9 protein-coding genes and 2 pseudogenes are annotated in these 12,777 nt (G+C 61.1%); 9 read left to right on the top strand and 2 right to left on the bottom strand.

The window, feature by feature from the left end; all coding sequences use genetic code 11:
* Positions 1-22: 22 nt before the first annotated feature.
* Positions 23-3,223 carry a glycerophosphodiester phosphodiesterase family protein gene (locus H9K75_RS05485; protein ID WP_187725059.1) on the top strand — a complete coding sequence of 1,067 codons (3,201 nt, stop codon included), beginning with the start codon at positions 23-25 and terminating at the stop codon, positions 3,221-3,223.
* Positions 3,224-3,286: 63 nt separating this feature from the next.
* Here the strand turns inward: H9K75_RS05485 and mog are convergent.
* Both mog and yjgA read right to left on the bottom strand, forming a co-directional pair.
* Positions 3,287-3,918, bottom strand: a pseudogene (gene mog, locus H9K75_RS05480) (molybdopterin adenylyltransferase).
* A 20-nt stretch (positions 3,919-3,938) separates the two neighbouring features.
* On the bottom strand, positions 3,939-4,595 hold the full coding sequence (yjgA, locus tag H9K75_RS05475) for a ribosome biogenesis factor YjgA (protein ID WP_187725058.1): 657 nt from the start codon (positions 4,593-4,595) through the stop codon (positions 3,939-3,941).
* A gap of 81 nt (positions 4,596-4,676) precedes the next feature.
* Here yjgA and pmbA point away from each other — a divergent pair, with 81 nt between their 5' ends.
* The 8 genes and pseudogenes from pmbA to H9K75_RS05435 all read left to right on the top strand — a co-directional run bounded on the left by pmbA (position 4,677) and on the right by H9K75_RS05435 (position 12,755).
* A complete protein-coding gene (pmbA, locus tag H9K75_RS05470; RefSeq protein ID WP_187725057.1) occupies positions 4,677-6,086 on the top strand; it encodes a metalloprotease PmbA in 1,410 nt (469 codons plus the stop codon).
* A 653-nt stretch (positions 6,087-6,739) separates the two neighbouring features.
* Positions 6,740-7,270, top strand: coding sequence for a fimbrial protein (locus H9K75_RS05465; RefSeq protein ID WP_187725056.1), 531 nt, complete (start codon positions 6,740-6,742; stop codon positions 7,268-7,270).
* Positions 7,271-7,353: 83 nt separating this feature from the next.
* Entirely contained in the window at positions 7,354-8,082 is a 729-nt protein-coding gene (locus H9K75_RS05460; protein ID WP_187725055.1) for a fimbrial biogenesis chaperone, read from the top strand.
* 29 nt (positions 8,083-8,111) lie between these two features.
* A pseudogene (locus H9K75_RS25435) lies at positions 8,112-10,387 on the top strand (fimbria/pilus outer membrane usher protein).
* Positions 10,381-10,638, top strand: coding sequence for a FimD/PapC C-terminal domain-containing protein (locus H9K75_RS05445; RefSeq protein ID WP_187725053.1), 258 nt, complete (start codon positions 10,381-10,383; stop codon positions 10,636-10,638). The pseudogene H9K75_RS25435 and the gene H9K75_RS05445 overlap by 7 nt, the downstream one beginning before the upstream one ends.
* Complete coding sequence (locus H9K75_RS05440; RefSeq protein ID WP_187725052.1) at positions 10,635-11,378, top strand: fimbrial biogenesis chaperone; 744 nt, start codon at positions 10,635-10,637, stop codon at positions 11,376-11,378. The genes H9K75_RS05445 and H9K75_RS05440 overlap by 4 nt, the downstream gene beginning before the upstream one ends.
* A gap of 61 nt (positions 11,379-11,439) precedes the next feature.
* Positions 11,440-11,883, top strand: a complete 444-nt coding sequence (locus H9K75_RS23540; protein WP_226858541.1) for a hypothetical protein — start codon at positions 11,440-11,442, stop codon at positions 11,881-11,883.
* Positions 11,880-12,755: a fimbrial protein gene (locus H9K75_RS05435; protein WP_226858540.1), complete on the top strand. Its 876-nt coding sequence runs from the start codon at positions 11,880-11,882 to the stop codon at positions 12,753-12,755. The genes H9K75_RS23540 and H9K75_RS05435 overlap by 4 nt, the downstream gene beginning before the upstream one ends.
* Positions 12,756-12,777: the final 22 nt, after the last annotated feature.

Here is a 12,777-nt window from a genome sequence, read left to right as displayed (position 1 = left end):
GTTTATAAAAAGGCATAACCACATGCAACAACGCACAACACTGGCCGCCGCCGTTGCGACATTGCTCGCTTTTTCCGCTCCCGTGGCCTGGTCCGATACGCCCGTCGGCAGCCACGCAGCACGCAAGGCTCTGGAGGCTCAATTTCTCAAGGCCGATCCGCAGGCAACGGTCTACATCGACGAGAACTTTTCCGGCGTAGCCGATGAAGCGCTTCCGGCCAACTGGCGTGTGCAGCCGAAGATGAAGGGCAAGGCCAAGGTTACAGGTGGCAATCTGTTGATCGACGGCACGCCAGACGCCTCCGGCATGACCGGCGTGATGTTGCCCGTGAATCTGGAGACCTTGTCCAACTACCGCATCGATATGGAATTCACCATGGACAGTGCGGTGAACACCTCGCGTTGGGCGAGTGTGATGTATCGCACCTCGCCGCTGAATACCAAGCAGCAATTCGAGCCTTACTACCAGTTTGCGGTGCGGCAGAGCGCGCTTGATGACAATGGGACGGAGTTGGCTTTTCGCAGCGCCGCAAGCACGTGGGATGTGCAGAGCAAGAAGCCGTTCTCGGAGGTCATCAGCAAGAACAAGCGCTACAAGGCCACGGTGATCGTGCACGGCAACCGCGTGCGCCAGTACCTGAACGGCACGCTCCTGCATGACACGACGATTTCCTCCGCCGCGAATGCCAAGGGCGGCGTGGGTGTACAGACCTCGGGTGCGCTGGTGCGCGTGTACAGCGTGAAGGTCACCGAGCAGAAAACCCCACTTCCCGAGCTGGAGTTGCCGGTCCTGGTGCAGGACACGGGCACCGCCGCGTCGATGGCGCCAACGCTGGTGCAGGGCATGACGAGTCTTGCGACCAGAGAGGGTGACGGATCGAGCAACTCGTTGTTCACGCTGGACAGCGCGCTGAACCTCAACGACGCCTCCGGCCAGAAGCTGGGAACGCTGGAAGACTATCTGGCGCAGGCCAGGCGCGTGACCGTGCCGGTGCTTCGCGTGAAGGATCAGGCGACGGTAGATGCGCTGGGCGAATACTCGTTCGGTGGTCCCACTCTGGCGGACATCACCTTGTTGTCCGATGATCCCGTGCTGCTCAAATATGCACGGACCCAGTTGCCGCAACTGCGCACCGCGGTCGATTTCACGGCTGTCGCGCTGACCGCTGGAACCGAAGCCGTGTTGAAGATCACGGGAGACACCAACCGTGCGGGCGCCAAGATCGCCGTGCTGCCCGCAGCGCTGGCCACGCGCGAGACCGTATCCCATCTGCAGCGTCTGCTGATCACGGTATGGGCGGTGTCCGATGCGAGAACCGCGCAGGATGCGGCGCTGGTTCTCACCACCGGCGTGAACGGCGTGCTCGCCAGCGACAGCACGGTGTTCGCCGATGTGATGCGCAAGTTGCCCGCAGGCACGCTGCTGCGCAAGCCGCTGATCGCCGGTCATCGCGGCATGCCTGCCGGAGGCGAGCATGATGAAAACACGATGGAGAGCGCGCAGGCAGCCGTCGCAGCCGGTGCCGATGCGGTCGAGAACGACATCTACATCACCAAGGATGGGCATCTGGTGATCATGCATGACGCCTCCGTGGTTCGCACGACCAATGGCACGGGCAACATCGAATCCATGACGCTGGAGCAGGTCAAGGCGCTGCGCACCAAACCGCAGGGGCTGCAGATCCCCACCATGCGTGAGTATTTCAAGGCATTCAAGAACAAGCCGATCACGCACTTCATTGAAATCAAGAGCAGCACGCCTTCGGTGGTGACCCGATTGAAGCAGGAGATACAGGAAGAGGGCGTGGCCGACCAAACGGTGGCGATCTCGTTCTCCAGTCCCCAGCTCAAGCTCAGTGCCGAGCAGATTCCTGAACTGACGCTAGGCTTTCTGAACAGCAGCAACGCGGGCGCGGACGTGCGCGATGGCGTTCGCAAGGTGCTGGAGGCAACGCAGCAAAACAACTCCACCTTCAACCCTTCGTACAGCGGGATCAGCCGTCCCATCATGGAGGCCGCGAAACACCGTGGCACGACCTTCTGGCCCTGGACCCTCAATACTGCCAACGACTTCTACAAGTACTACAGCTGGGGCACGCACGGCCTCACAACGGACTACGCAAAGTGGGCCGCCAATTTTCCAGTGGCGATCAAGGCCGCCGCTCTGCCCGCAAAAATCGCGCTGAACGAAGCGGCCTCGCTGGAGGTGACTCTCACCACCCAGACCGGCGAGTCAACGACGGCGCGTGCCAACGAGATGGTGCTGCTCGGCGGCACCGCCACGGCGCAGACACCCACCGACGGCACGATCACCTTCACGAGCGCCGGCACAGCCGTGGTGCTGCCGGGCTACCGTTACAAGATGGGCGATGGCACCTACAGCTATGTGCTGATGGCCCAGCCGGTCACGTTGACCGTGGGCGATGGTTCGGGCGGCGTGACCGGCACCTCCAATTCGGCGAGTGCCGGTGCTGTGTCCTGCAGCAGCGCAGTGCCCGGTCAGACCAGTGCCTGCAGCGTGACGCCGCAGCCGGGCTATGCGGTGACTGGCGCGGCACCCGGTGGCGACTGCCCGGCGGGCGCGTGGAATGCGGATCGCACGATCTACACCACGGGCGTCGTCAGCGGCAACTGCTCGGTCAATTTCACGTTCGCGCCGCTGCCCGTGGAAGCGCCACTGAGCCCCGTGGGCAAGAGCGGCGTGGTGCAGGCGAAGGTCACTGGCGGCGGAACGGGCCTCTGGGCTTTTGATGCGGGCAATGCGATGTCGGTATCGGTGCCGACGAGCACGCCCGACAACCTGAGCTTCCCGTTCGGTGTGACCGGCTTCACGCTAAAGGGTGGCGAAGCGGGCAAGCAGGCGGTGGTCGAGCTGACCTATCCGCAGGCGCTGCCCACGGATGCCAAATACTACAAATACGGCAAGACCCAGGCCAACGCGCAGGCGCATTGGTATGAGTTCGCGGGTGCGCAGATCAGCGGCAACAAGGTGACTCTCACGCTGACCGATGGCGGCGACGGGGACAACGACCTTGCGGCCAACGGCTTCATCGTCGATCCGGGTGGCCTTGGCGTCACCAAGGCCGAGCCGGTGATGCCAGGCACGCCCACGGCCGTTCCTTCGCTGGGTGCGGGTGCGGTCCTCACGTTGTCGTGGGCCGTGGGCGCGCTGGCATGGCTGCGTTCACGCCGCCGTGATCGCAAGAGCGCGTTGACCCGTTGAAACGGCGCTAGAAGAAAACGAAAGCCACTGCGCTTCGTGCGCAGTGGCTTTGTTTTTGCGCTCTCAGTCGCGTGTGCGAATGCCGGTTTTGGGGCGAAAGCCCTTGCAGACCTGATCGCGCGTCTCGAGGTAGGGGCCACCGATCAGGTCGATGCAATACGGCACTGCCGCGAAGATGCCGTTCACCTTCTGCGAGCCGTCCGCGTCCTTGAGGCCGGCCAGCGTTTCCGCGATCGCCTTGGGCTGGCCGGGCAGGTTGATGATCAGGCTCTTGCCGCGAATGACGGCCACCTGGCGCGAGAGGATTGCGGTCGGCACGAAGCTCAGGCTGATCTGGCGCATTTGTTCGCCAAAACCCGGCATCTCCCTGTCGGCCACGGCGAGCGTGGCTTCGGGCGTCACGTCACGCGGGGCAGGGCCCGTGCCGCCGGTGGTGAGCACCAGCGAGCAACCTGCCTCCACCAGTTCGATCAGGGCGGCGCTGATGCCATTCTTCTCGTCGGGATCAGGCGTGCCTCGAATTCGATGGGGTTGTGCAGCGCGCCGAGCAGCCATTCCTTCAGCGCGGGCAGGCCCTTGTCTTCGTAGACGCCGGTGCTCGCCCGGTCGCTGATCGAGACGATGCCGATCCTTACCGGCTCGGGCGTGGCGGGCAGCGGCGGAAGATGCGAAAGAGGCGGTGAAGTCGTGCTCATGTGTGATGTCTCCGCATGACTCAGGCGTCGTCCTCGTGCGATTCGGCGTCGGACTGCGTCTTGGCGTCTTCGAGCTGCTCCTTCACCAGTTGGAACAGTTCGCGGTAGGCGCGGCCCTTGCGAGGAGCCAGTCCCTGCGATTCGGCGGCCTTGTCGTCTTCGGGCGCATCCTTGCGGGCCTGACGGATCAGCGCGCGGATTTGCTGGGTGTCGGTGCGCGGGAACTGCTCAAGCCAGGTCGCGAGTGATTCTTCGTGCGCGATCAGGCGGTCGCGCCATTGCTCGGCCAGATGCAGCGAGAGCTTTTCTTCGGCCGAGCCGTTGCGCTGCTCGTCGAGCGCCTGACGCACGGCGGTGACCTCGACTTCCTCGAGCTTGCGCATGAGCTTGCCGACAAACTGCATCTGCCGACGCTTGCCCTCGAAATTCGTGATGCGCTTGGCCTCGGCGAGCGCTTCCGCGAGCTTCTCCGGCAGGTTGAGGCGGTTGAACAGGTCGGAGCGCAGCGTGAGCAGCTCCTTGCCCAGATCCTGCAGCTCATCGCTCTCGCGCTTGAGTTCGGTCTTGGTGGAACCATCGGTTCCCCTGAGTTCGGCCTTCAGTTGCAGGTCCATTTCGCTGCCTTCGGCAACGAACTGACCTCGCACGAAGTAGCCTTTTTTGGGTTTACGTGACATGAGAGTATTCAATGGAGTGCGCCGGCCATTCAGTCGTGTGCCGAACGGGGGCTCAATGTGGCAAGTATCATAGCCGCCGATATGAAAAAATCACCTTCCAACGCCAACAGCGCCGCAGGGTCTCCACCCGACAGCGGCTTCAGCTACACCCGTGACTTCTTTGCTGACCTGGTCGACCAGGCGTTGGCCCACGCCAAAAAGCTGGGCGCCACCGACGCCGGTGCCGACGCGTCCGAGGGCTGTGGACTGAGTGTGAGCGTGCGCAAGGGCGAACTGGAAACCGTGGAGCGCAATCGCGACAAATCGCTCGGCGTGACCGTCTATCTGGGACACCGCCGTGGCAATGCCAGCACGTCGGATTTCTCCGCGCAGGCCATCGAGCGCACCGTTCAGGCGGCATACGATATTGCCCGTTTCACAGCGGAAGACCCGGTCGCCGGCCTTCCGGATGCCGAGGACATAGCGCCCGAGAACACCCACCGCGATCTCGGCCTGTTCCACCCGTGGAACGTGACCAGCGAGGAGGCCGCGCGATTGGCGCTCGAGTGCGAGGCTGCCGCACTCGGCACCAGCAAACGCATCACCAACAGTGAGGGCGCGGGCGTCTCGGCGCAGCAGAGCCATTTCTTCAGCGCCCACACGCGCGGCTTTCGCGGCGGCTACGCAAGCTCGCGCCACAGCATGTCGGTCGCACCGATTGCCGCGCTGCCCGGTCGCAATGCCGAAATGCAGCGCGATTCCTGGTACAGCTCGATGCGCAGCGCGCAGGATCTCGCGTCGCCCGCGGCCATTGGCCGCTATGCCGCCGAACGCGCGCTGAGCCGCCTCGGCAGCCGCAAGATTCCCACCACCGAATGCCCGGTGCTGTTCGAATCGCCCCTGGCCGCAGGCCTGCTCGGCGGCTTCGTGCAGGCCGTGAGCGGCGGCGCACTCTACCGCAAGAGCACCTTCTTGCTCGATTCGCTGGGCAAGAACGTCTTTCCACAGCACATCGACATCATGGAAGATCCGTTCATCCCCGGCGGCAAGGGCAGTTCGCCGTTTGACGAGGAGGGCGTGCGCGTGCAGGCGCGCAAGGTGGTCGACGCGGGCCGCGTGGAAGGCTACTTCCTCACAAGCTACTCGGCACGCAAACTTGGCATGAAGACGACCGGCAATGCGGGCGGCTCGCACAACCTCACGCTCACCTCGCGCCTCACGCGCCCCGGCGACGATCTGGAAGCCATGCTCGAAAAGCTCGGCACGGGCCTCTTCGTGATCGAACTCATGGGGCAGGGTGTGAACTACGTCACGGGCGACTATTCGCGCGGCGCAAGCGGCTTCTGGGTGGAAAACGGCAAGATCGCCTTTCCGGTGCAGGAAATCACCATTGCCGGTAATTTGAAGGACATGCTTGCTAACATCGTCGCCGTGGGTGCCGATGCCTACAACTACGGCGCCAAGACCGTCGGCTCGGTGCTCATTGGAAAGATGAAGGTGGCGGGTAATTGAGGGCGCGCCCGAATAATCTCTGACGCGCTGAAAATTTAGTGGATTGCGCAGCCCCAAAAGGCCGCGAAGCAGGAATGCTTCGTGGCCTTTGTCGTTTATGGCGAACAGGCCTGAGTAACCACGCATGATTCCCATCGACCGTCAACGGAATATGTGAACGTTTATGGAGTTCGGCTGGATGGCGATTTACAAAGACGCTCTATTTGAGGGGTATTTTGGAAATTTACCAACGAAAGCCGGTTTTGAATTTATCTAACGGATCTTGCTTGTGGCTTGGTAATCGGTGGGTCGAAAGGTAATCATTTCCAATAGTGAATGTGATGTCATGATTATATTTGTGCGCGTATTGTGAGACCTCAATCGTACATTCGACAGGTGTTTGTGCGTGATTAATGATTGTCGAGATTTGCAAGAACATATCACACTATTCCTATAATCGAGTATTTATCTCTCTTGAAGCTTTCGGTTCCTGGGGCGGATTTTTGAGAACTGACTTAAATCAGTGTTAAGTCCTTGAAGTCGATTTTGGATGGAATTGTGGGTGTTTGGGTCGTTGATGTAACTAAAAATATATGGAGCGACAACCTCAAGTGGGTCGCTGGTCGCATCCAAAGTGCGCCATCTCCGTCAATTTACGCTTCAAAGGAAGTTACATGAAAAAGACTCTTGCTGTTCTGGCGATTTTTGCAGCTCCCGCGTTTGCATATGCTGCAAGCACCATTACTTTTCAGGGCGAGGTTTCGACTCAGACCTGCGTCGCCGAAGTCAATGGTCAGACCAACGGCATCGTGCTGCTCAATACGGTGCCGACCTCGGCACTGGCGGCGGTGAACTCGACCACGGGTCTCACACCGTTCACGATGACAGTCAAGGGCTGCCCTACGGCGGGGACACCCACCAATATCGCCACCAACTTTCTGGGCCACTCGGCGACCGTCAAGGGCAATCTGGGCAATCGCGCCACGACCGGCGCCGCAACCAAGGTGCAGCTGCAGTTGATGAAGACCAGCGCCGGTACCGAGGCGATCATCCTGAGCGGGACGACATCCGTTCCCGGCCTGGTTTTGCCCGCCAATCAGAGCTCGGCTTCGCACCAGTTCGGCGTGCAGTACATCTCCGAGGAGGGTGGCGCAACGGCGGGCTCGGTTCAGGGCATCGCCGAGTACTCGCTCAACTACAACTGACAGGGACGCAATACCTGAAAGCCGCGCATGCAGGCTGCTGCAGGCGTGGCTGACTTTGAAGTTTCGAGTTTGGAAGGAAGTGCATGCGTCGATTGTTTGCATGGGGACTGATTCTGCTGCTGGCAAGTGCATTCGTGCCGCGCCAAAGCGCGTGGGCGAGCGTCGTGATGCAGGGAACGCGGGTCGTCGTTGTCGAGGGAACCAGGGAGAAATCGATTCAGTTCTCGAATCCTTCCGATCATCCCTTTCTGGTCCAGGTCTGGGCAAGCCGCACACCCGGAGCCACGGAAGACACCGGCCTGCCATTCGTCGTCGCGCCTCCGGTCTTCAAACTTGAGCCGAGAAGCGGACAAACGGTTCGCCTGAAGATTCTTCCCGATCCCGAGCTTGCGGATATCGAGCGCGTCTACTACCTGAACTTCAGTCACATTCCTGCGATCAAGGCGCAGGCGGAAGAGGCGAATCGCCTGATCCTTTTGATAAAGAGCACGGTAAAGATTTTTTATCGTCCTGCTGCTCTTCACGAGGGTGCGTTCGACATCGGCAAGAGGCTGGAGTACCGGTTGACACAGGAGCAGTTGGAGATCCGCAATCCCACGCCTTTCAACGTGAACATCAATTCGATTCGTGTCGAAGCAGACGAGGGGATCGCGCCCGTGGACATGCAGCCGCAAATGCTCGCTCCGCGCGCAACGGCCCGCTGGGGTTTCAGGTCGGCAATGCACGCTCGCGACAAGGCGAGGATTTCCATATCGACGGTGAACGACTATGGAGCCGAAGTCACTGAATCCATCGACACGGTGGTCAAGTGACTTTCGCGGACAACGAATAACGCCACTCCATGAAAATCAGATTGTTGTTCTGGCTGGCAATGACGATATTGCCGCCCTGGGCAAGTGCTGCCCAGGAGGTAAGCCAGCCGCCCGCGCCGAAGCTGTCGTTCGATCCGAAAATGTTCAAGGGTCTCGGCATCAGCCCGCAACTGCTGGAGCAGTTCAATTCCGCGCAGGATCTCCCTGCCGGGAGGTATCGATTGGACGTGTTCCTCAACGAGCAGCTCAGGTTTCGCAAGGAGCTAGAACTGCGCGCCGACACCAGTGGACGCCAATGGATTTGCATAGACAACGCGTTGCTCGCCGAACTCGGCGTCGAGCCGCGCGTCTCGCCACAGGAGACCTGCGCGGATCTCGTCAAGCTGTTTCCGGGAGCCACCGCTGAGCTTGAGGGCGGGCGATTGCAATACCAGATTTCGATGCCGCAGGCCTACCTGAGCAAGGCACCGAGAGGCGAGGTGGCGCGGGGCGATCTGGACGCAGGCATTACCGCGCTCACCTTGAACTATCTGGGCAACTACCAGCTCGTGCAAACCGAAGGGCGCCAGTCGTACACGCGCCAGTCCGCCTATCTCTCGCTCAATGCGGGCATGAATCTAGGTCAGTGGCAGCTTCGTCAGCAAGGCGCTTTGCAGCATGATCAGGACCGTGGTCTGCGCTACCAGAACCTGCGCACCTACGTGCAGCGACCACTCGTTGATTGGGGCAGTGAAATGGTGGTCGGTCAGACCTTCACGTCGGGACGGTTTCTTTCTGCGCTGGGTTTCAACGGTCTGACGTTGCGCACCGACGAGCGCATGCTTCCCGACTCGATGCGCGGCTTCGCCCCGGTGGTGCGCGGTGTCGCGCAGACCAATGCCCGCGTCACCGTGCGCCAGAACGGGTTCCAGATCTACCAGACCACGGTGGCTCCGGGAAGCTTCGAGATTTCCGATCTCTACGCCACGAGCCTGAGCGGTGACCTGGACGTGGAGGTGCTGGAAAACGATGGCCGCGTGCGATTGTTCACCGTGCCGTTTTCCGCCGTTCCCGAATCGCTTCGCGAAGGCGCGGGGCGATACGACATCGCTTTGGGTCGCACACGCGCAGTAGGCGAGGGTACCGACTTTTTCGACGCGGTCTATAGCCGCGGTCTCAGCAATTCATGGACGGCAACGGGCGGATTGCGTCTCGCGGGGGTTACCGGTCAGCCGTACTGGGCGGCGTTTTCAATTCGAGTCTGGGCGCGTTTGGTGGTGACTTCACCTATGCAAGTGCCACGGCCAATGGCCTTCCGGCGATGAACGGCTGGATGGCGCACCTGTCGTTCAGCCGCATGTTCCAGACCTCGAACACCGTGGTGACGCTTTCGGGTTACCGCTATTCCACCGAAGGCTACCGCGATCTGTCGGATGTGATCGGACTGCGCGCGGTGGGCGCGGCGCAGTGGAACTCTGCGACCTACATGCAGCGCAATCGCTTTCACATCAACGTGAATCAGCCGCTGGGCAAGTGGGGCAGCATGTACGTCGCAGCTTCCACCGGCAGCTATAGGAATGGAAGAAGCGACGACAACAATCTGCAACTCGGCTATTCCAAGAGCTTCGGCAACGGCGTGAGTGTGAATTTCGCGCTGGCTCGGCAGCGCATCGGGGCGTCGCAAACCAACAACCCGATCCCCGCACCGATGCTGGGAGATGCCAGGGAGAACACCGCGATGCTGTCGGTGAGCTTTCCGCTGGATGGCTCGGCGCTCGCGCGGCCCGGCCACGTCGCTGTGTCTGCCGTTCACAGTGCGAACCGGGGTGAACAGGTTCAGGCGACCTATTCGGGCGTGCAGGCCCATGACGACAGCCTGAGCTACAGCGTCACCGCGAGCCATGGCAACGACGGCTCGAAGAGTTCCCTCGCCGCCAATGCCCAAAAGCGGTTCAACAACGCAACGCTGGGCGTGAACGCATCAAGGGGAAGCGGATACTGGCAGCTAGGTGCCTCAACCCAGGGCGCGGCCGTCGTGCATTCGGGTGGATTGACCCTCGGCCCTTACCTTGGAGAGACCGCGGCCCTGGTAGAGGCTGTCGGTGCCGAAGGTGCGCGCGTGTGGGGCGGCGTATCGGGCCGCGTCAACGACAACGGATTCGTGCTCGTGCCGAGCGTGATCCCTTATCGATACAACAATATCACTCTCGATCCCCAGGGCATGACGGGCGACTTCGACCTGTTGGCGAGCGAGCAGCGCGTGGCTCCGTATGCCGGCTCGCTGGTGCGGCTCAAGTACCAGACGCGGGCGGGCGGGCAATGCTGATTCGCGTGCGGCTGCCGAGCGGCTCCAGCATTCCGATGGGCGCGGACGTGTACGCGGACGGCGACGAGCCGGTAGCCATGGTCGGGCAGGGCAACCAGATCTATCTGCGCGCAGAAAAATCCGCCGGACAGTTGCTCGTGAAATGGGGTGATTCTGCCGCCGAGCGCTGCACTCTGGACTACGCAACGACGCCGGCGTCGGCCCACTCCCCGGTAGCAGGCATCACCATGCTGGAGCGGACCTGCCGATGAGCGTCAGCCTGCATCACCTTCGCATCGCCCGGGTTCTGCTTGCGCTCGTCTGCGCCATTGCCGCTTCGCACGTCCACGCGGCGTTCGTCGTGGGCGAGACGCGCGTGGTATTTGCCGAGGGCGTGCGCTTCAAAACGCTGATGGTGGGGAACACGGGCGAGACGGCGACGGCCATTCAGGCCTGGATCGATAGCGGATCGGAGGGCCCGCACAAAAGCACGGCGCCGTTTCTGGTGAGCCCTCCGGTCGTGCTGCTCAAGCGAGGGGATCGACGTTTGCTGAACATTTTTCACAACGGCAGCGCCATGCCCGCAGACCGGGAATCGCTGTTCTGGCTCAACTTGCTGGAAGTGCCGCCCGTGCCGCAGGAAGGCCTGGAAGACAACCGGTTGAACGTGGCTCTGAATCTGCAATTGAAGCTGCTTTACCGGCCCGCGTCCCTGGTCCACGATCAACGCGCCATTCTCGACAAACTCTCGTTTCACCTCAGGCGCGAAGGCGCTGCCACACACATTGCCGCCGAGAACCGAAGTCCTTTCGTGGTGAGCTTTGCGCGCTGGGATTTTGTACTGGCAGATGGCGGCAGCAAGTCCCTGTCGCAGATCGATCTGACCCTCCTGCCGTTTTCAGGCCGCGTGTTTCCGCTGACTCCTGATTCCGCCGCAGTGGTCACGTCGGTGCGCGCGCAGGTGATCGGTGATCGCGGCGAGATCATCGAACGAACCTTTCCCGTGAATTGAGTGCCGAAGCTCTGCTCGCGAGACCAGGCCAATGCAAAGCGAATGCAAGGATGATGACGATATGAAATGGAGCAACAAGTGGTGGGCGGCAGGCACGATCCTGCTGATGGGGCTGCTGGGTGCCGCGCACGCCGCCTGCGTGCGGACCAATGCACTCAGAACGGACGACACCTCGCAAGCTCCGATTCGTTTTGGCGCGGTCAATCTTAGCGACACATACCTTCAACCGGATGGCACCCTGCTCGCGAGCACCGTGGTTCCATCCTCCAACTACACCGCCGGCGGAACAACCGCAAATACCGTATTGTGGATTTGCGATATTGCGGACAAGCCAACCCTGCAATTCCTGGTCGCTGTCAACGGTAGAGACCGTGTGGGTGGCTACTACCTTGCGCGAAAGGCTGGCGGAATGGACTACGTGTACGCGACATGGTTTAAAAATGTGGGTTTGCGGATGTCGATGAATGGTGTCGTACTCAGCCGAAATTGGGGGTTGTACCGGTGACGAGCTACCAGCAGGTCGGCGGGAAAATCCAGATCCGGCTCAGCGACGTTCCGCCACTTCAGGCTCAACTCTACAAGATGTCTGACGACTTACCCGCGCTTGACAATCCCTTCAACGGGTGTTCGGGATTGGGTACACAAGGCATGGGCATTCCCGTCGGAAATGGAACCGTATATGCATGCTGGCGTCCCAACGCGTACATCCAACTGAGGGGCGGAGGCATTGCAAGTGACTCCATGGGACAGGACAGTTTCGACAATCAACAAGGAGTTGATAATTCAAACGGCTTCGCCTATGGAATGTGGAATACGTCAACGCTGACCAGTAGCGCAACCTGCCGCGTCAATTCATCAACCAGCAACGTGAGCTTCGCGCCGATCTCTGTGCAGGAACTGGAGCAGGGTGGCGTGCGACAGGGTACGTTCAGCGTCCAATTGGAGTGCAGCAACGCGGCGACGTCCGGAACGGCTCAGGGTCAGACATCCATCGGCATTCAGGCCTCCAGTGGTGCGATTGCCGCGGCTCAGCAACTGGGATTGACGGGCAGTTCGGGGTCAGTGCCGTTTCTGGTTTCAGACGCATATTTGACCGACTCCAGGCTCGCCAAGGGCGTCGGCATTTCGCTGGCCCATTCGCAAACCAGGAAGCCGCTGGTCTTCCTTGGCGAAAACCTCACCGATCCGCCCGGGCAGAACACCAACACGGGTTGGTATCCGGTGCTCGAAGGCGCGAGCAACAGCGGCGCGTCGCCTACGCCCGGGTACACGTACTACCTGCAAAACTACACCGCCACGCTGTCCAAAATCCCCGGACTGACGGTGACGGCTGGCAAGGTTTTGGCCACGGCCTATGTACAGGTACGCGTGCAGTAAGGCCGCCGCGCGGCATGCTTTC

It is taken from the genome of Diaphorobacter aerolatus (genome assembly GCF_014489535.1).
Taxonomy (GTDB): Bacteria; Pseudomonadota; Gammaproteobacteria; order Burkholderiales; family Burkholderiaceae_C; genus Diaphorobacter_A; species Diaphorobacter_A aerolatus.
The sequence above is the reverse complement of the archived record's forward strand: the minus strand, read 5'-3'. Positions and strand labels throughout refer to the sequence as shown.

What these genes read in the sequence shown, in the direction of transcription:
- H9K75_RS23540 (WP_226858541.1), top strand. Translation starts at nt 11,440, where the DNA reads ATGAAATGGAGCAACAAGTGGTGGGCGGCAGGCACGATCCTGCTGATG.
- H9K75_RS05465 (WP_187725056.1), top strand. Translation starts at nt 6,740, where the DNA reads ATGAAAAAGACTCTTGCTGTTCTGGCGATTTTTGCAGCTCCCGCGTTT.
- pmbA (WP_187725057.1), top strand. Translation starts at nt 4,677, where the DNA reads ATGAAAAAATCACCTTCCAACGCCAACAGCGCCGCAGGGTCTCCACCC.
- H9K75_RS05460 (WP_187725055.1), top strand. Translation starts at nt 7,354, where the DNA reads ATGCGTCGATTGTTTGCATGGGGACTGATTCTGCTGCTGGCAAGTGCA.
- H9K75_RS05485 (WP_187725059.1), top strand. Translation starts at nt 23, where the DNA reads ATGCAACAACGCACAACACTGGCCGCCGCCGTTGCGACATTGCTCGCT.
- H9K75_RS05440 (WP_187725052.1), top strand. Translation starts at nt 10,635, where the DNA reads ATGAGCGTCAGCCTGCATCACCTTCGCATCGCCCGGGTTCTGCTTGCG.
- H9K75_RS05445 (WP_187725053.1), top strand. Translation starts at nt 10,381, where the DNA reads ATGCTGATTCGCGTGCGGCTGCCGAGCGGCTCCAGCATTCCGATGGGC.
- yjgA (WP_187725058.1), bottom strand. Translation starts at nt 4,595, where the DNA reads ATGTCACGTAAACCCAAAAAAGGCTACTTCGTGCGAGGTCAGTTCGTT.